General features: G+C 68.0%; 20 protein-coding genes. 9 read left to right on the top strand and 11 right to left on the bottom strand.

From position 1 onward, the window contains the following. Nucleotides 1-9: 9 nt before the first annotated feature. Nucleotides 10-381, bottom strand: a complete 372-nt coding sequence (locus tag EER30_RS04640; protein WP_432417503.1) for a GroES family chaperonin — start codon at nucleotides 379-381, stop codon at nucleotides 10-12. A 92-nt stretch (nucleotides 382-473) separates the two neighbouring features. On the opposite strand from EER30_RS04640, the gene EER30_RS04635 reads away from it, so the two are divergent. Together EER30_RS04635 and EER30_RS04630 are read left to right on the top strand one after the other, a co-directional pair. Next, nucleotides 474-1721, top strand: coding sequence for an AI-2E family transporter (locus EER30_RS04635; RefSeq protein WP_127499360.1), 1248 nt, complete (start codon nucleotides 474-476; stop codon nucleotides 1719-1721). Between the two features lie 42 nt (nucleotides 1722-1763). Next, nucleotides 1764-2378, top strand: a complete 615-nt coding sequence (locus EER30_RS04630) for a hypothetical protein (protein ID WP_127498530.1) — start codon at nucleotides 1764-1766, stop codon at nucleotides 2376-2378. A 43-nt stretch (nucleotides 2379-2421) separates the two neighbouring features. Here EER30_RS04630 and EER30_RS04625 read toward each other — a convergent pair whose 3' ends face one another. The 5 genes from EER30_RS04625 to EER30_RS04610 all read right to left on the bottom strand — a co-directional run bounded on the left by EER30_RS04625 (nucleotide 2422) and on the right by EER30_RS04610 (nucleotide 5840). Beyond that, complete coding sequence (locus tag EER30_RS04625; RefSeq protein WP_127498528.1) at nucleotides 2422-2754, bottom strand: DUF1416 domain-containing protein; 333 nt, start codon at nucleotides 2752-2754, stop codon at nucleotides 2422-2424. Between the two features lie 4 nt (nucleotides 2755-2758). Next, a complete protein-coding gene (locus tag EER30_RS04620) occupies nucleotides 2759-3607 on the bottom strand; it encodes a sulfurtransferase (protein ID WP_127498526.1) in 849 nt (282 codons plus the stop codon). Nucleotides 3608-3795: 188 nt separating this feature from the next. Next, entirely contained in the window at nucleotides 3796-3873 is a 78-nt protein-coding gene (locus EER30_RS49650; RefSeq protein WP_324291286.1) for an Ms5788A family Cys-rich leader peptide, read from the bottom strand. Between the two features lie 115 nt (nucleotides 3874-3988). Continuing rightward, entirely contained in the window at nucleotides 3989-4783 is a 795-nt protein-coding gene (locus tag EER30_RS04615) for an LmeA family phospholipid-binding protein (protein WP_240669748.1), read from the bottom strand. Nucleotides 4784-4853: 70 nt separating this feature from the next. Then, nucleotides 4854-5840: a hypothetical protein gene (locus EER30_RS04610; protein ID WP_432417502.1), complete on the bottom strand. Its 987-nt coding sequence runs from the start codon at nucleotides 5838-5840 to the stop codon at nucleotides 4854-4856. A gap of 263 nt (nucleotides 5841-6103) precedes the next feature. Between EER30_RS04610 and EER30_RS04605 the strand changes: the two genes are divergently transcribed. From EER30_RS04605 to pstB, 6 genes are all read left to right on the top strand, one after another. Beyond that, nucleotides 6104-6820 (top strand): winged helix-turn-helix transcriptional regulator, encoded by a 717-nt coding sequence (locus EER30_RS04605; RefSeq protein ID WP_127498523.1) that lies wholly within the window; start codon nucleotides 6104-6106, stop codon nucleotides 6818-6820. Nucleotides 6821-6824: 4 nt separating this feature from the next. Then, on the top strand, nucleotides 6825-7694 hold the full coding sequence (gene mshD, locus EER30_RS04600; protein WP_127498521.1) for a mycothiol synthase: 870 nt from the start codon (nucleotides 6825-6827) through the stop codon (nucleotides 7692-7694). Between the two features lie 311 nt (nucleotides 7695-8005). Beyond that, nucleotides 8006-9103 (top strand): phosphate ABC transporter substrate-binding protein PstS, encoded by a 1098-nt coding sequence (gene pstS, locus EER30_RS04595; protein ID WP_127498519.1) that lies wholly within the window; start codon nucleotides 8006-8008, stop codon nucleotides 9101-9103. 41 nt (nucleotides 9104-9144) lie between these two features. Beyond that, nucleotides 9145-10215: a phosphate ABC transporter permease subunit PstC gene (gene pstC / locus EER30_RS04590; protein ID WP_127498517.1), complete on the top strand. Its 1071-nt coding sequence runs from the start codon at nucleotides 9145-9147 to the stop codon at nucleotides 10213-10215. Nucleotides 10216-10294: 79 nt separating this feature from the next. Then, a complete protein-coding gene (pstA, locus tag EER30_RS04585; RefSeq protein ID WP_432417517.1) occupies nucleotides 10295-11344 on the top strand; it encodes a phosphate ABC transporter permease PstA in 1050 nt (349 codons plus the stop codon). A 12-nt stretch (nucleotides 11345-11356) separates the two neighbouring features. Then, nucleotides 11357-12133, top strand: a complete 777-nt coding sequence (pstB, locus tag EER30_RS04580) for a phosphate ABC transporter ATP-binding protein PstB (RefSeq protein ID WP_127498513.1) — start codon at nucleotides 11357-11359, stop codon at nucleotides 12131-12133. A gap of 31 nt (nucleotides 12134-12164) precedes the next feature. On the opposite strand, the gene EER30_RS04575 is transcribed toward pstB, so the two are convergent. After that, complete coding sequence (locus tag EER30_RS04575; RefSeq protein WP_127499357.1) at nucleotides 12165-12953, bottom strand: NUDIX hydrolase; 789 nt, start codon at nucleotides 12951-12953, stop codon at nucleotides 12165-12167. Nucleotides 12954-13018: 65 nt separating this feature from the next. Here EER30_RS04575 and EER30_RS04570 point away from each other — a divergent pair, with 65 nt between their 5' ends. Beyond that, nucleotides 13019-13996 carry a Gfo/Idh/MocA family protein gene (locus EER30_RS04570; protein WP_127498512.1) on the top strand — a complete coding sequence of 326 codons (978 nt, stop codon included), beginning with the start codon at nucleotides 13019-13021 and terminating at the stop codon, nucleotides 13994-13996. Nucleotides 13997-14011: 15 nt separating this feature from the next. Here EER30_RS04570 and EER30_RS04565 read toward each other — a convergent pair whose 3' ends face one another. From EER30_RS04565 to EER30_RS04550, 4 genes are all read right to left on the bottom strand, one after another. Next, nucleotides 14012-15310, bottom strand: coding sequence for a Fic family protein (locus EER30_RS04565; protein ID WP_127498510.1), 1299 nt, complete (start codon nucleotides 15308-15310; stop codon nucleotides 14012-14014). A 118-nt stretch (nucleotides 15311-15428) separates the two neighbouring features. Next, nucleotides 15429-16442 carry an inorganic phosphate transporter gene (locus tag EER30_RS04560; RefSeq protein WP_127498508.1) on the bottom strand — a complete coding sequence of 338 codons (1014 nt, stop codon included), beginning with the start codon at nucleotides 16440-16442 and terminating at the stop codon, nucleotides 15429-15431. A 3-nt stretch (nucleotides 16443-16445) separates the two neighbouring features. Continuing rightward, entirely contained in the window at nucleotides 16446-17072 is a 627-nt protein-coding gene (locus EER30_RS04555) for a DUF47 domain-containing protein (protein ID WP_127498506.1), read from the bottom strand. A 79-nt stretch (nucleotides 17073-17151) separates the two neighbouring features. After that, nucleotides 17152-18105 carry a PI-PLC domain-containing protein gene (locus EER30_RS04550; protein ID WP_127498504.1) on the bottom strand — a complete coding sequence of 318 codons (954 nt, stop codon included), beginning with the start codon at nucleotides 18103-18105 and terminating at the stop codon, nucleotides 17152-17154. Between the last annotated feature and the right edge of the window lie 88 nt (nucleotides 18106-18193).

The following is an 18193-nucleotide window of genomic DNA, read 5'->3' as shown; positions in this document are numbered from 1 at the left end:
GGTAACGATCTAGAGGTAGAGACCGGTGCCGTCGGGTTCGACCCGGCTGGCGGCCACCGCGTGCACGTCACGCTCGCGGAGCAGCACATACTCCCGGCCGTGCAGCTCGACCTCGGAGCGGTCGTCGGGGTCGAAGAGCACGCGGTCACCGACGACTATCGAGCGCACATTGGGCCCGACCCCGACGGCGGTGGCCCACGACAGCCGCCGGCCCATCGACGCGGTCGCGGGAATCACGATGCCCGCGGAGGAGCGACGTTCGCCCTCACCCCCGTCCTGCCGGACGAGCACTCGGTCATGCAGCATGCGGATCGGCAAGCCGCTCTCGGTTCGGGCGTCGGAGCTCACGGTGGGAGACGGTACGCCCGTGTTCTTGACCATGCTCTGCCGGTCCCGCCGTGGCGACGGCCCCGGTGGGAGCTTTCGGGCACTAGGTTGTTAACGCGAAAAGGGGGTCGGTCCGGTTGAGCCGCTTGCAGCGTGTCCGCGAGAACCTGAGACGGGCGTACGACTCGGGTCGTGAGTCCGTGCGCCTGGCGCGCGAGGACTCCCGGCCGGATTCGGACGCCGAGGTCGATTTCGCCCCGCCGCGTCCCGAGCCGGACGACGTGCACCATTCGACGAACAGCCGGGACGACGCCGAGGTGCCCCACTCGCTGCGGATCGCCGCGGCCTGGGGCTGGCGGCTGATCGTCGTCGGCGTCGTCGCCTGGGCGCTGCTGCGCTTCATCGGCGTGATCAGCGTGGTCGTCATCCCGATCTCGGTGGCGCTGCTGCTGTCGGCGCTGCTGGCCCCGGCCGTCGGCTGGCTGCGCCGGCTGCGGCTGCCGCCGTCGCTCGCCACGTTTCTTGTGCTCTTCTTCGGGCTGGCCGCGGTCGCCGGCACCTTCACGTTGGTGATCAACCAGTTCCTCAACGGGTTGCCGCAGCTCACCCAGGGCGCGACCCAGGGCATCCGGACGATCCAGGAGTGGGCCAAGACCGGTCCGCTGCACCTCTCGGACGACCAGGTCAACCAGGCCATCGACAACGCCCAGAACTGGATCAACTCGAACACCGCGTCGCTCACCTCGACCGGCATCTCGACCGCCGCGACCGTGTTCGAGTTGCTGGCCGGCGCGCTGCTGGTGCTGTTCTCGACGTTTTTCCTGCTGCGCGACGGCCGCAAGATCTGGCGCTTCATCGTGCGGTTGTTCCCGGTGAACGCCCGATGGTCGCTGGCCGACGCCGGCGACGCCTCGTGGGCCACGCTCGGTGCCTACGTGCGGGCCACCGTGCTGGTCGCGTTCATCGACGCGGTCGGCATCGGCATCGCCCTGGTCGTTCTCAAGATCCCGTTCCCGTTCCCGCTGGCCGCGCTGGTCTTCCTGGGCGCGTTCATCCCGATCGTCGGGGCGGGCGTGTCGGGGACGGTCGCCGTGCTGGTGGCGCTGGTCGACAAGGGCTGGGTGATCGCGTTGATCGTGCTGGGTGCGGTGATCCTGGTGCAGCAGGTCGAGGGCCACATCCTCCAGCCGCTGATCATGGGCCGGGCGGTGGCCATCCATCCGCTCGCGGTGATCGTCGGCATCGCCTCGGGCGTCGTGCTGGCCGGCATTGTCGGCGCGCTCATCGCGGTTCCGCTGATCGCCGTTCTCAACACGGGCGTACGTCGTCTGACCCGCCGTCGCCCCGAGGTCCCGTCGACAGCCGTGGTCGTCACCGGGGCCAGTCCGGGCTAATTCGCTTGGCGGCCGGGCCCGGCTCGCCTATGAAGTTAGGCGATGAAACCTGACGATGTGACGCGCGCGGTGGCCCTGGCCCGCGAGATGCTGACGCCCGTGCGTGAGAAGGACTGGCACGTGCCGGCCGGCGACCTGACCTGGACCTGCTGGGAGACCATCGAGCACACGGCGGACGACCTCTTCGCGTACGCGGCTCAGTTGGCCCCGGTCGAAGCGGCGCGCACTGATTGGGTGCCGTTCGGGTTCGGCCGCAGCCGCGAGGGTGGTCCGAACCTGACCATCTTCGTCGAACCGGAGGACGGCCCCGACGGCCTGCTCGCGGTGCTGGAGTCGAGTGGTGCCCTGCTGGCGGCGATGGTCGCCACGGCGCCGGCCGATCGACTGACGCACCACAGCTACAGCATGTCCGACCCGAGCGGTTTCGCCGCGATGGGCGTCGTCGAGGTGCTGGTCCACCTGCGCGACGTGGCCGCGGGCCTCGACGTCGACTGGCAGCCCCCGGCCGACCTCTGTGCGGCCGCACTGGCCCGCCTGTTTCGCGACGTGCCCGGCGACACCGATCCGTGGTCGGCTCTGTTGTGGACGACGGGCCGGATCGAGCTGCCCGGCCGTCCGCGGCAGACGTCCTGGAAATGGGACGCGACCCCGCGATAGAAAGGTGGCCAGGGCGGGAACCGCCCTGGCCACCACGAAACGATCAGGCCGGGTTGACCGTGAGCCCGACCTCGTTGAGCCCGACCGTGGCGTCGACGACGGCCTCGCCGTTGCCGCTGCGGCTCAGGGCGCGCAGTGTCCACGAGCCGGGCGCGGCGAAGAAGCGGAACACGCCCTCGGGCGACGAGACCACCTCGGCGGTGAACTCGCCCGACGAGTCGAGCAGCCGCACGTAGGCACCGCCGACCGGCTCGCCCTCGGCGTTGCTCACGATGCCGGTCAGCACGGTCTCGCGGTGCAGGTCCACGCTGGCGGGAATCGGTGCCGACTGGTCCGGCGCCGCGCAACCGGCCGCGATGTTCGACGGTGACGTCATGGTGTCACGCCTTCCCGGGTTCGTCGCCCAGAGCGATCGGGACGCCGATGAGCGAGCCGTACTCGGTCCACGAGCCGTCGTAGTTCTTCACGTTCTCCTGGCCGAGCAGCTCGCGCAGCACGAACCAGGTGTGCGACGAACGCTCGCCGATGCGGCAGTAGGCGATGGTGTCCTTGCTGCCGTCGAGCCCGGCCTCGCCGTAGATCTTGGCGAGCTCGTCGTCGGACTTGAACGTGCCGTCCTCATTGGCCGCCTTGCTCCACGGCACGCTGATCGCGGTCGGGATGTGGCCGCCGCGCTGCGACTGCTCCTGCGGCAGGTGAGCCGGGGCGAGCAGGCGGCCGGCGAACTCGTCGGGGCTGCGCACGTCGACCAGGTTCTTCACGCCGATCGCGGCCACGACCTCGTCGCGGAACGCGCGGATGGACAGATCGGGCGCCTTCGCGACGTACGACGTCTTCTCGCGGACCGGAATGTCCTTCGTGTACGGACGGGCGTCGAGCTCCCACTTCTTGCGGCCGCCGTCGATCAGCTTGACCTGCTCGTGGCCGTAGAGCTTGAAGTACCAGTACGCGTACGCCGCGAACCAGTTGTTGTTGCCGCCGTAGAGGATGACGGTGTCGTCGTTGGAGATGCCCCGCTCGGACAGCAGAGCGGCGAACTGCTCCTGGTTGACGAAGTCGCGCCGGACCGGGTCCTGCAGGTCCTTCTTCCAGTCGAGCTTGATCGCGCCGGGGATGTGGCCGCCGTCGTAGGCGGTGGTGTCCTCGTCGACCTCGACGAAGACGAGGCCCGGGGTGTCGAGGTTCTGCTCGGCCCAGTCGGTCGAAACGAGTGCGGTGTCGCGACTCATCAGTTCACTCCCTTGTCAGGTGAGAGATGGGGGTGAGTCAGCGCACGGAGACCGTTGTGTCGCACCGCGCGCGGGACCCATTGAAGATGGAGAACGGATCTCGAGCTGTCGTGCGACGGGCGCCACGGAACCGGCTGCGTTGCCGGCGAGGAGAGCGAGCTAGAAGGTGCTCAGCACTGGTGGCCCCGTCAGATGACAGGGCGACACAGGCAGGCGGCCATGCGGCACAGGTCGACCGCACGCCTCTTGGTGAGCAACAGGCTCATAACAACGGACCCTACCAGCGGTTCAGGTGCTGGTAACAGCACCGACCACGATCCGGGACATAAGACGAGCCTTTAGTCATGTCATAGGGCGGCGGTGGGGTGGTTGGACGGGGGATCACAAACCGCCCGCGTTCAGTGACACATTGTCGGCCCCGGCGGTGAAACGCAGCCCCTCGGGAGTCGGCTCGACCTTCTGCACGGCCAGCTTGAGCGGCAGCTCGGGCACGCGCAGGTCGACCGAGAGCTTCTGCACGTAGGAGTCGATCAGCGTGCGGATGAACGGCACGTCGGGCAGCCCGGCGGCGGTCACGTCGGAGAAGCGCACCTGTACGACCCCCTCCTTCACGGTCACCGCGGCCTTGCCCGAGACGTCGAAGGTCTGGCCGAGCGCCTGCACCGGCGCGTTGCCGACAAGCTGGCCGTTCTTCTCGGCGAGCTTGAGGCCGGGCTGGCCGATCAGCTCGGCGAGCTGCGGGTAGTCGATCGTGCCGGTGCCGGTGACCGTGCGCGCGACGATGTCGCCGTTGCCGCTGCGGATGGTGTCGAGCGGCGCGGTCACGTCGAGGGCGCGCACGTCGAGCTGGGAGATGCGGACGGTCCGGTTGTTGTCGGCCGGTCCGGAGAGGTCGGTCAGCCCGATGCGGATCTCTTTGTAGCGCCCGTCGAGCACCTGGGTCAGGAACGGGACGCCCTCGATCGTGACGTCGGGCTTCTCGCTGGTCGCGTTCTGGTCGGCGATCTGCTGGGAGACGCGGTCGCCGATCGTGCGCTCGGCGTAGCTCGCGGCGAACCGGTCGAGCGCGACGAGCAGCCCGGCGACGATGATCAGCAGGATGATGAAGGTGATCAGCAGCCGTCGTCCCCACCGCTTCTTGCGCGGGCGTTGCTCGCCGTAGACCTCGCCGCTCACCGGTTTCTCCCCATCGAGTGCTGAATGCCGAGAACCGTACATGCCCGGATCGAGCGCCCCCGGAAACGCCTCAGGCCAGATACCAATGACTCAGGGCGTACGCCGTGGGGGCGAGCAGGGCGAACGCGCCCAGCGGCCCCTGCATGTGCCGCGCGACCCAGAAGGTCGGGGCGTCACCGGCGAGCTGCCGGCCGGCCTGACCGAAGTTCACCGCCAGGTCGACCAGGTGCGCGACCACGACCGCGATCAGGCCGACGACCGCGCCCTTGGCCGGCGTGAACGGCAGCACCAGCACGCTGCCGAGGGCGGCGGCGGCCAGCGTGCCGAGCATCGCGCCGAGGACGATCCCGGTCGCGCCGCGCGGCACCTGGGCGGCGAGCCGGGGCTTGGGGAAGATCGCGTCGGTGACCCGGGCGACCAGCAGAGCGACACCCGCGGCGGCCGAGCAGACGATGACGGTCTGGGTGCCGAGCTCCTGGCGGGTGAGGACGATCGGGATCGCGTACGCCACCACGCCCGCGACGATCGTGAGCGTGGTCCGCCACGAGTCGGTGACCCGGGCCCGGTCCTCCGCCCGCACGAGCTGGCCGATCACCGCCGCGACGAAGCCGCCGACGATCACCCAGAGCAGCGGGGTCAGTTCGGCCCGGGCGCCGGAGACGGCCAGATAGTCGGCGACCACCGCGGCGGCCACGCAGACCCCGGCCGTGGAGATCTTGGCCGGCGGGTTCAGCGCCATCACCCAGGCGAGCAGGGCGAGCAGCTGCACCCCGAAGAGCACGATCGCGTACGGCAGGCGCGAGTCGGGCGCCGAAGTCACGGCGCCCAGCACCAGGCCGACGGCGAGCAGTGCGGCGAACCCGGCGATGGCCAGCGAGAGCTGCCGGCGGACCGGGACGACCTCGATCTCCTCGAGTTCGTCGTCGGTGTCGTCCGGGTCGCGGGACTCGGCGTCGGCGTCGTCCGGGAAGCCGGCGGGCGCATGCTGGCCCGACCTCGCGATCTCGCGCGAGGCGTCGGCGTCCCAGGACTCGTCCTGCGGCATGGAGGGGAACACGCCTGAGATCGTGCCAGTAACCCGCTCGAAGGCCCAATTGGCCGGGCTTCGTTAAAGGCGTGTTACGAAACCGCCATTCGTACGCCGAGGGGGCGTTCACTACATCACTCAGACAAACGATCGAGGCGCTCCGGGTGCTGCGTCGGTTAAGGTAAGCCCAGCCCACCCGTCGGTGACGCCGGGACCTGTCCGCCTTGGCGGAACCGAGTGTGACCCATAAAAGTCACCCGAGCGGCCCCCGAGCCGCAAGGACGGAGGTGAGTGTGGAAATCCTTCTGTTGGTGACGGCACGTGCTGGTGAGCCTTCCGCTGTGCTTCCCGCGCTGGATCTGCTTCCCCACTCCGTACGCACCGCCCCTCGTGATGTCCGCACCCTGGTGTCCGGCCCCAGCCCCGACGCCGTGCTGGTCGACGCGCGTTCCGAGCTGTCCGAGGCCCGCGCCACGTGCCGCATGCTGCACGCGACCGGCATCGGTGTCCCGCTGATGGCGGTCGTCACCGAGGCGGGCCTGATCGCGCTCAACGCCGACTGGGGTGTCGACGACGTCATCCTGGCCGGTGCGGGCCCCGCCGAGGTCGAGGCGCGGCTGCGTCTGGCCGTCGGCAAGCTGAGCAACGCGACCGCCGGCGCCGGTGGCTCGATCCGGGCCGGTGAGCTCAACATCGACCCCGACACCTACGCGGCGAAGCTCAAGGGACGCCCGCTCGACCTCACCTACAAGGAGTTCGAGCTGCTCAAGTTCCTCGCCCAGCACCCGGGCCGGGTCTTCACCCGCGACCAGCTGCTGCGCGAGGTCTGGGGCTACGACTACTTCGGCGGCACCCGCACGGTCGACGTGCACGTCCGCCGTCTGCGCGCCAAGCTCGGCTCCGAGTACGAGTCGATGATCGGCACGGTGCGCCAGGTGGGTTACAAGTTCGTGGTTCCGCCGTCGGGTCGCCAGCTGCCCGACAACGAGCCGGTCTCGCTGCCGGTCTGAGCCGGTGACGACTGTCCGGCCGGTTGACCGGTTGAGCTCCGCCGAGGCGGCCGACGTTCTCGCGTTGGCCGCCGCGGCCGAGCAGGCGGACGGCGTCTATCCCCTCTCCGAAGACGTTCTGCTGCGTGTGCGCGGTGGGGACGGTCCTCATTTCCTGGCCTTCGACGGTGACCGCCTCGCCGGCTACGCGTTCCTCGACCCCGAGGGCTCCGGCGAGTTGGTCGTGCACCCCGATCATCGCCGCCACGGCTACGGCACCGCCCTGTTGACCGCCGCGGGCGCCGGGCCGCTCCGCTTCTGGGCGCACGGCGACGAGCCCGGTGCGCAGGCTTTCGCGCGGAAGAACGGTTTCGAGCGTGTTCGCGTCCTGTGGCAGATGCGGCGTTCGCTGACCGAGCCGCTGCCCGACATCCCGCTGCCGGCCGGTGTCACCGTGCGTACGTTCCGCCCCGGCCACGACGAAGACGCGTGGCTGGGTGTCAACTCCCGCGCCTTCGCCCACCACCCCGAGCAGGGCCGCTGGACCCGCGCCGACCTGTTGCTGCGCGAGGCCGAGCCGTGGTTCGACCAGACCGGCTTCCTGCTCGCGGTCGACGTCACCGGCACGCTGATCGGCTTCCACTGGACCAAGGTGCATCCCGCGTCCGGTGACGACCCGGCGCTCGGCGAGATCTACGTGCTGGGCGTCGACCCGGCCGGTCACCGCCGCGGCCTCGGTGCCGCGCTGAGCGTGGCCGGCCTGCGACACCTGGCCGCCCAGGGCCTGACGGTCTCGAACCTCTATGTCGACGAGTCGAACACCGCGGCCGTGGCGCTCTATCGCCGCCTCGGTTTCGACATCTACAAGACCGACATCAACTACTTCCGGCCTTAGAACCCCACCGGAGGGCCTTGGTGTCGACCGCCACACCGGCGGTTCCCATGGGTCACGAGCCGGACAAGGTCGTGTCTCGGGGCAGTAAACACCGCCCTGATTTATCCGACTTTTCAGTCACCAGTCCCTCAGTTCACGCAACGGACAACTCGCCCTCAGGACAACGCCACGTTTCGGCGTAGACGTGTTCACTGTGCGTTCACTTAGCCCCGGCTAACCGGCTACCTCCCGCTCTTAGCTTCGGTTGTGCCGGTGCGACACCGGCGATGTGCCGGCCGGACGCCGGCATGCACACCTCCGAAGGGAAAATAGTGAAGCTCCAGCGGTCCGGTTTCCTGGCAGCCGGCATTGCCATGACTGCGGCCCTCGCGCTCTCCGCGTGTGGCTCGGACAACGAGACGCCGGCGGGCGGAAGCGACGCTTCCGCCGCGTCCGGCAACTGTGTCGCCGGCAGCCTGACTGCCCAGGGTTCGACGGCACAGAAGAACGCCATGGACGAGTGGATCAAGGCCTATCAGGGCCAGTGCAGCGGATCCCAGATCAACTACCAGGGCACCGGCTCGGGCGCGGGCATCGAGGCCTTCATCGGCGGCACCGCCGACTTCGCGGGTTCCGACTCCGCGCTCAAGGAGGAGGAGCAGCCCAAGGCTGACGCGAAGTGCGTCGGCGGCGCGGCCCTCAACCTCCCGATGGTCATCGGCCCGATCGCGGTCGTCTACAACGTCGACGGTGTCGACAACCTCCAGCTCGACGCGTCGACGCTCGCCAAGATCTACTCCGGCAAGATCACCAAGTGGAACGACCCGGCGATCGCTTCCCAGAACACTGGCGCGAAGCTGCCGGACGTGGCCATCCAGGCCGTGCACCGTTCCGGTGACTCGGGCACGACCGACAACTTCACCAAGTACCTGAGCAAGACCGCGGAGGCCGACTGGACCTTCGGCAACAACAAGTCCTGGAAGGCTCCGGGTGGCGTCGCCGCCACCGGCTCTGACGGTGTGGCCGCCAAGGTCAAGAGCACCGTCGGCACCCTCGCCTACGTCGAGCTCTCGTTCGCCGAGAACAGCGACCTGAAGAAGGCGAAGATCAAGAACGGCGCCGGCGAGTACACCGAGCTCACCGGTGAGAGCGCCGGCAAGACCATCGCGGGTGCCAAGATCGTCGGCGAGGGCAACAACCTCGCGATGAGCATCGACTACGCCACCAAGGAAGCTGGTGCCTACCCGATCGTCCTGGTGACCTACGAGATCGCCTGCAGCAAGGGCAGCCCGAAGGCCAAGGAGATTCAGTCCTTCCTGAAGTACACCTCGAGCACCGCCGGTCAGCAGGAGCTCGCCGAGCTCGGCTACGCCCCGCTGCCCGAGACGGTTCGGGGCAAGGTCGAGACCGCCGTCGCCTCGATCAGCTGACGTAGAACACGAATCCCTCCGAGACGACTGCGAGCGAGCAGATGGGTGACTATCCCTCCCGCTCGGAGAACGCCGTCACCGGCGACCCAGGTGTGGCACCACGGCACACCCGGGCCGCCGGTACCGGCGTTTCCCCGAGCAGTTACGACGAACCTCCGATCGGCGGCGGTGGCGCCCTGCCCCGGAAGAAGTCGTTCTCCATGGAGAGCGGATTTCGGGGTCTCTCGGTCGCGGCCGGTGCGATGGTGTTGGTCATCATTGTGGCCATCGCCGTTTTCTTGATCTCGAAGGCGATACCGGCGCTCGGCGCCAACACGGAAAACTTCCTGACCTACACGCGGTGGTTCCCCAACGAGAGTAATCCGGCCTTCGGTATCGCCGCGCTGGCGTTCGGCACCGTTCTGACGTCGATCATCGCCCTGATCGTCGCGGTGCCGATCTCGCTGGGCATCGCGTTGTTCCTGTCGCATTACGCGCCCAAGTCGCTGGCCACCCCGCTCGGTTTCACCATCGACCTGCTCGCGGCGGTGCCCAGCGTCGTCTTCGGACTCTGGGGTCGCGACGTCTTCCAGCAACCGGTGAACGACTTCTCGGTGTGGCTGAACAAGTATTTCAGCTGGATTCCGATCTTCGGAGGCGAAGGCCCGTTCGGCCAGTCCATCATGCTCGGCGGCCTGGTCCTCGCGATCATGGTGCTCCCGATCGTCACCTCGCTGTCCCGGGAGGTCTTCCAGCAGACGCCCGGCATGAACGAGGAAGCGGCGCTCGCTCTGGGCGCCACCCGGTGGGAGATGATCCGCATCGCCGTTATCCCCTACGGCCGGCCCGGCGTGATCGCCGCGGTGATGCTCGGCCTCGGCCGCGCCCTCGGCGAGACGATCGCGCTGGCGCTGACCCTGGGCCTTGTCTTCAACATCTCCTTCAACATCATCGAGATCGGTGGCAACTCGGTGGCCGCCAACATCGCGACCACCTTCGGCGAGGCCAACGAGACCGGCCGTGGGGCACTGATCGCCTCGGGCCTGGTGCTCTTCGCGATCACTCTCGTCGTGAACATGGCGGCCAGGGCAATCATCTACCGTCGGCGCGAGTTCCGGGACAGTGCAGCATGACCGACTGCAAGGGCCAGAAGAGCCTGCTTCCAGGGAGCCTGGCATGAGCCTTCTTGAACGTGAGTCGGCCGGCGTCGTCATGACGCCGGACAACATCCGCTCCAAGCGGCTGTCAGTGGTCGTCAACTTTGGTATCGCGGTGGCCGCACTGCTCTTGTCAGCCGCCATCGTGCTGGGCACCGGCATCGGCAACTGGGTGCTCGTCGTCGTGCTGGGTCTCGCCTTCTATCTGCTCGGCCTACTGTTCGTGGCGAGCCGCGTCGAGGGACGGCGGGCCGGCCGCGACCGCATGTGGAAGACGCTCATCTACTCGGCGTGCGTGCTGGCCATCCTGCCGCTGGCCTCGGTCGTCTGGACCCTGATCTCCAAGGGATACAGCCGTCTCGACGGTAACTTCTTCGGCAGCTCGATGAACAACATCGGCGCCCGTGACCCTGACGGCGGCGCCTACCACGCCATCATCGGCACCTTGGAGCAGGTCGGCATCGCCACCCTGATCGCGGTGCCGCTCGGTGTGCTCGGCGCGATCTATCTGGTGGAGTACGGCCGAGGCAAGTTCGCCACTACGGTGCGCTTCTTCGTCGACGTCATGACCGGTATCCCCTCGATCGTCGCCGGTCTGTTCGTCCTGTCGTTCTGGGTGCTGATCGTCAGCCCGTGGTTCAACAACGGGCAGCCCCGTTTCTCCGGCTTCGCGGCCTCGCTCGCTCTGACCGTGCTGATGTTGCCGACGATCGTGCGGTCGACGGAAGAGATGCTCCGCCTGGTGCCCGGCCCGCTGCGCGAGGGTGCGTACGCCCTTGGTGTTCCTCAGTGGAAGACGATCCTGCGCGTCGTATTGCCGACCGCGCTGCCTGGCATCGTCACCGGCGTCATGCTCGCCGTCGCCCGTGCGGCCGGCGAGACCGCGCCGGTGCTGCTCGTTGCGGGTGGCGCCGCGGCGATCAACTTCGACCCGTTCGCGGGTAACCAGTCGTCGCTCGCTCTGTTCGTCTACCAGCAGGCCGGCGACGCCTCGCGGTACGCACCGGCGCGAGCCTGGACGGCCGCGCTGACCCTGGTCGCCATCGTGCTGATCCTGACGGTCGCCGCCAAGCTGCTCGCCCGACGCAACAGTCTGTCCAAGTAAGAGGTATCTGCCATGGCCAAGCGCATCGAGGCGAGCAACGTCTCCTCCTACTACGGCTCGTTCAAGGCGATCGACAGCATTTCGATGACCGTCGAGCCGAAGACGATCACCGCCCTCATCGGCCCGTCGGGCTGCGGCAAGTCCACCTTCCTGCGGTCGATCAACCGCATGCACGAGGTGCTGCCGAACGCCCGCATCGAGGGCTCGCTCACCATCGACGACCAGAACATCTACGACCCGGACGTCGACGTCACCGCGGTCCGCCGCCTGATCGGCATGGTGTTCCAGCGCCCCAACCCGTTCCCGACCATGTCGATCTACGAGAACGTGGTCGCGGGCCTCAAGCTCAACGGCGTCAAGAAGAAGTCGCTGCTCGACGACGCCGCCGAGCAGTCGCTCAAGGCCGCCAACCTGTGGAACGAGGTCAAGGACCGCCTCAGCCGTCCCGGCGCGGGTCTCTCCGGCGGTCAGCAGCAGCGCCTCTGCATCGCCCGCACCATCGCGGTCGAGCCGCAGGTCGTGCTCATGGATGAGCCCTGCTCGGCGCTCGACCCGATCTCGACGCTGGCGATCGAGGACCTGATGTTCAAGCTGAAGGACCGCTTCACGATCATCATCGTCACGCACAACATGCAGCAGGCCGCGCGCGTCAGCGACAAGACCGGCTTCTTCTCGATCGACAAGACCGGCGACCCCGGCCGCCTGATCGAGTACGACGACACGCAGAAGATCTTCAGCAACCCGACCGAGAAGAAGACCGAGGACTACATCACCGGTCGATTCGGCTGAGTCCGTTCTCTCGCTGATGGCGGCGCCTTGCTCAATCCAGATGGAGCAGGGCGCCGCCGTCGTCGGTCAATTCAACGCGAGGCATGACCGGGGTTGCGGCATCGCGGCGACTCGCGGCCGTGATGACTTCCGCTATTTTTTCGTACGCTCCTAATGAGTCGACGGTTTTGCGCGTCGGTGGGAGCATGGCCAGGCCATACGCGGCTGCCGGGCCGGTCCATCGGGTGCCCTCACTCTCACCGGAAACGTCACGAGCCGTCTGGCCTTCCGGTAGGAGAGCGACGAAGAACCACGTGTCGTACCGCTTGGGCTCGAATTCCGGGGTGATCCAGCGGGCCCAGGGGAAGAGCAGGTCGTCGCGCATTCTCAGGTTACGGCGGCGCAGCAGTTCGGTCATGGTCAGTTCGCGCTTCGCGACGGCAACGCGGTCGGCTTCCCAGTCATCGGCGCTGATATCGCCGACCACGCCCTCGCTGACCACGCGATCGGCCTCGTCGAGCGGGCCGGCCAGCAGGACGCCGGTTTCCTCGAAGAGTTCGCGGACGGCGGCGCCGACGACGGCGTGAGCGCGCTCGGTGGGGACGCCGAGACGGTCGGGCCAGTCGGTGCGGATCGGGTCGGGTCGATCGTCCGGGTCGACGCCGCCGCCGGGGAAGGCGTACAGGCCGCCGAAGGCCATCGTCGTCGCGCGCCTCAACACGTACAACTCAAAGGTCTCGCCCGTGGGCCGCAAGAGCACGATAGTGGCCGCGTCGCGTACCGGAGCCGGCGTTCCGGTGAACTCTCGGGCGCGCTTGATGAGCGCCGGTGGCAAGGTCAGAGGAGTCGGATCTGTCACGTCCCGATCCTGCCACCGGGGCGGGACCGGGCGATACCGTAGCGATCATGACCGAACAGAAGGTTCGCTGGGGGATTCTCGGCCTCGGCGGGATCGCCGCCACGTTCGCCGCCGACCTGCCGCTCGTGCCCGGCGCGGAACTCGCCGCCGTCGGCTCCCGCGACCAGAAGACCGCCGACGCGTTCGCGGAGCGGTTCGGCTTCGCCCGGGCGCACGGCTCCTACGCCGACCTGGCCGCCGACCCCGACGTCGACGTCGTCTACATCGCCACACCGCACGCCTTCCACGCCGAGGCGGCCCTGCTGTGCATCGAGGCCGGCAAGTCGGTGCTGGTCGAGAAGCCGATCACGCTCGACCTGCCCTCCGCCGCGCAGCTCGTCGCGGCCGCCCACGACAAGGGCGTCTTCCTGATGGAAGCCATGTGGATGCGGCTCAACCCGGCCATCCGCAAGATCGCCGAGCTGGTCGAAGAGGGCACGATCGGCTGGGTCAGCTCGATCCACGCCGACTTCGGGCTGCAGGGCCCGTTCGACGCCGAGCACCGGCTGCGCAATCCGAAGCTCGGTGGAGGCGCACTTCTCGACCTGGGCGTCTACCCGATCAACTTCGCTCACCTGATCATGGGCGCGCCGGCGTCGGTGCAGGCGTGGGCGCACCTCACCCCCGAGCGCGTCGACGAGAACACCGGCATCCTGCTCGGATGGGAGCCCGGCGCGGTGGCCGCGCTGACCTGCAGCATCAACGGTCAGAGCCGCAACACCGCCACGATCACCGGCACCGACGGGCGCATCGAGCTGCCCGAGGGCTTCTTCGTGCCGCGCTCGTTCGTGCTCCAGCGCCCCGGGCGCGAGCCCGAGACCTTCGAGTACGACTTCCCGGGCAGCGGTTACCAGTTCGAGGCGGCCGAGGTGCAGCGGTGCCTGCTGGCCGGCGAGCTGGAGAGCCCGTTCATGCCACACACGACCACGCTCGAGATCATGACCCTGCTCGACACGATCCGCGAGCAGATCGGCGTCGTCTACTAGGGTCCACCGTCGGCGCTATCGGCTCTGCGGCCGCGCGGGTACGGGCCGCCGCGGAGCCGATTCCCGGGTGTCCCAGTGCGTGCTGGCCAGCCGTCGCTCGGTCAGGGTGATGAGGTCGAAGACGTCGCGAGCGAGGTAGGCCGTCGTTCCACGGTCGACCCTTTTGCGGCTTACGATCTGTGCCTCGGCGAGGTCTTCCAGAGCGGCGCGGGCCGAGGGAAACGAGACTTCGAGCAGTCTTTGAGCCGATTGCGCGGTGACGACCGGCACCTCGGGGAGAAGGGGAAGCAAGCGCATGACAGCCGAGTCTGCCCGCGGCTGTGCCTTGGCCCCGCTGCGCAGACGATGCGCCGAGTGTTGCTCGGCCCATTGAATCTGAAGGTCTCCAAGCAGCGTGACAAACTGTTTGGCCTGTTCGACGGCAATCTTGACGGCTTGCAGGAAGACCGCGAACCATGCTGCGAGCGCTTCTTGCGCCTCCGCACCGTCGGGCGGGCCTAGATATCGATAAGCGGTCAAACCTTGAACGTATTCACGGGACCGGGTCAGAAGTACGAGGCTGATGGGCAGAACCGCGGCGCGTGTGAGCCCGCGTCGAGTGAGGACCGTGTGGATGAGAGCCCGGCCGACGCGTCCGTTGCCGTCCGCGAACGGATGGATGGTTTCGAACTGGGCATGAGTCAGTGCAGCCTGAAGCAGCGGCCCGTGCGCCGCTCCGGTCATGTAGTCCGTCAGGTCTTTGATCAACCGTTCGACGTCGGTCGGTGGCGGCGGGACGTAGTCGGCCTCCAGCGGATGCCAGTCACTGCCACCGATCCAGTTCTGAAGTTTGCGCAGCCCCTGCTGAGGGTGATCGGGAAGGAGCGCGGCGTGCAGATCGAACAGATGGTCCGGCTTGATCATCCGGCACGACGCCAGTTCCCCGGCGGCTTGCCTCAGAGTGATGATGTTGTTGGCGACCAGCCGGGCGTTCTCGGTGAATCCGGCGATCGGTGTGTCCTCCACCGATGCCAGTTCGGCCAAGGCGACTTGCTGGACCGACACCTGCAAGCCTTCGATGCGCGACGAAGCAATCGCCTCGGATCGCAAGAGGAAGCGAGCCAAGCTGTCCAGGCCCATCGAACCTCGCGCATCGGTCAGCCCTCGCACGGCCGTTTCCACTTCGGCGGCCTCGAGCGCTAAGTCCTGAGGTAGAACAACCGGCCGGGTGAGCAGGTTGTCGGGAAGGTAGGTGTAGTACCGGCCGCCACGTTGGTCCCGGCGGGCCGGGGCACCCCAGGAGATGCCCCAATGTGCGTCTCGAAGCTCGGTCATCGCCACTAACCTTTACTGGATCGCACTTCTATTAAAGTTTAGGGTCTAAACTTTCATAGATAGATGATCCATTCAAGGTTGATGCGCACCCCACCACCCGTTGGTGGCTGACCAATGGTCAGGTGAAGAGGGGGCGGACCGCGAAGTAGATCAGGCAGGCGAGCAGGCCGGCGGCCGGGAACGTGGTGATCCAGGCGAGCACGATGTTGCCGGCGACGTTCCAGCGGACCGCGTTCAGGCGCTTGGTGGCGCCGACGCCCATGATGGCTGACGTGATCGTGTGGGTGGTCGAGATCGGGGCGTGCAGCACGTAGGCGTTGAAGAACAGCACCGAGCTGGCGACCGCCTCGGCCGCGAAGCCTTCGGCCGGGCCTAGGTCGATGATCTTTCGGCCGAGGGTGCGGATGATGCGCCAGCCGCCCGAGTAGGTGCCCAGGGCCAGCATCGTCGCGGTGGTGATGTAGACCCACCACGGGATGTGCGTCGGGCTGTCCTGGAAGCCGCCCGTGTGCAGGGCCAGCACCACGATGCCCATCGTCTTGGCCGCGTCCTGGATGCCGTGGCCGACCGACATCGCCGCCGCCGACACCGTTTGCGCGACCCGGAAGCCCCGGTTCAGTCGGCCCGGATTGCCGCGCCGGAAGATCCACATGATCGCGACCATCACGATGAAGCCCAGCAGCAGGCCGACCACGGGCGACGCGACCATCGGGATGATGACCTTGTCGATGATCGTGCCCCACTGCGCCTTGCCCAGTTCGGGCCCGGCCACCAGGGTCGCGCCGACCAGGCCGCCGAAGAGCGCGTGCGACGAGCTGGACGGCAGCCCGAACCACCAGGTGATCAGGTTCCAGGCGACCGCGCCGGTCACGCCCGCGAAGACGATGCCCAGGCTGGGGATGCCCAGTTCGAGCTTGACCAGGCCGTCGCCGACCGTCTTGGCCACGTCGGCGCCGAGGTGCGCGCCCACGAAGTTGCCGATGGCCGCCATCGCCAGCGCGACGCGCGGGGTGAGCGCGCGGGTGCTGATGCTGGTGGCGATCGCGTTGGCGGCGTCGTGGAAACCGTTGGTGTAGTCGAAGATCATTGCGGCGATGATCACCGCGAGGACTGCGAAAAACTCGGGCGACAAGGCCTAGGACTCCTTGACCGCGATGGTCTCGACGGTGTTCGCCACGTGCTCGAAGGCGTCGCAGGCGGCCTCCAGTTCGTCGGCCACCTCCTTCATCTTCAGGACGGTGAGCGCGTCGTACTCGCCGGAGAACAGCCGGACCAGCAGCATGCGGTAGGCGCGGTCACCCTCGTTCTCGAGGCGGTTGATCTCGATCCAGTACTCCTCGAGACCCTTCATGCTGCGCAGCCGGGGCATCGCCTCGGCGGTGATCTTCGCCTGCTGGTCGAGCACGTCGACCAGCTCGTGCATCTCGCGCGGCAGCGACGGCAGCTCGGTCAGTCCATAGAGGTAGAGCAGGTTGCCGACCGCCTCGAGGTGGTCCATCACGTCGTCGAGCTGGGAGCCCAGCGAATAGATGTCCTCGCGGTCGAACGGCGTGATGAACGTCGAGTTGATCTTCTTGTAGAGGTCGTGCGTGATCGAGTCGCTGTCGTGCTCGACATCGGTCAGCCGGTCGCTCACCGACTGCACGTCAACTCCCGGCAGAGCCAGCTCGTTGAGCAGTTCGGTGCCCTTGACGAGGTTGTTCGCGGCCTGGGTGAACAGGTCGTAGAACGCCCCCTCGACAGGGCGGAAAGAGAACTTCACGGCGTGAACCTCGATCGACGAGCGCGGGATGATCCCCGGGAATGCTACGGCTTCGTCAGGTTCACCACGCGTTCGGCCGCTAAACGGGTTCTCTGCGTCGCTCCGGCCGGGGCGGGTTGGGCCGGGGTGAGCCGCGCCGGACGGCCCTGGTCGGCAGGGGTTCGCGCGCCTCCCAGCGGCTCACCGGGTGCCGCCGCAGATGACGGACGAGGCCGCGCTGATCACGGTCGGCGATCACGTCGACACCGGCTGCGCCCAGTTCGGTCCAGATCGCGGCCCGGGCCCGGTGCGAACCTTCGGGCAGGCCCGAGATGCGCACCGTACGCCCGTCGTCGTGGGCCGATCGCACCATCGCGTGCAGCAGGTGCCGTTCCTCGGCCGAGATCGGTTCGAGGCCGTCCCAGCCGAAGCGCCGGCTCCACGGCTCGCTGATCATCGGGGCCAGGGCGGGCGGCGCCGACCGCGTGCCGATGTCGTCGAACGACCCCTCGGCGAAGGCGTACCGCGTGTCCTGGCTGGCGAGCAGTTCCCGCACGTCGACGATGCCCGTCACCGACACGGTGACCGCCCCCGGCGCCACGGTGTCGCGTTCGCAGTGGCTGAGCAGCCCGGCGTGATCGCGAAGCTGCTGATCGAGCACCGCGTACGCCCGCAGGAGTGTCTCCGCGTCGCGGACCGCCCCGGTGAACTCGACCACGAGGCGGAACGGCACCTGCTGGTCGCGGGCGATCCGGCCGCCGCCCATCCGGGCCCGCGTGAAGAGTGGGGTGAGCACGAGCCGGCGCAGGGTCCGGCCGGGCTGCGGGACGCCGGGGCCGAGGAAGAGTTCGCCGCGCGGGCCCGGCGTGACCGGTACGGTGAGGCCGCCCAGCCCGCGGCGCAACACGCGGGGGAGCGGGTCGAGGTCGTCCGGGCGGGCCAGCGCGTGCCCGGTGGCCAGGTAGGCGCCGGTGCGGCGGAGTACGGCGAACCCGGCCGCGCTCACCCCGGCCACCCCGGCAAGACCGCCTGCGATCGCCAGCCCTTCATTCACGGCACACCATCCGATTCGTACGAAATGGGCGTTTCTACTCTGTCACAAGTGCTACCGGGCCTCGGGCAATGTCCCGCAGAATTCCCCT

The sequence above is a fragment of the Actinoplanes solisilvae genome (genome assembly GCF_003999975.1).
Lineage (GTDB): Bacteria > Actinomycetota > Actinomycetes > Mycobacteriales > Micromonosporaceae > Actinoplanes > Actinoplanes solisilvae.
The sequence above is the reverse complement of the archived record's forward strand: the minus strand, read 5'-3'. Positions and strand labels throughout refer to the sequence as shown.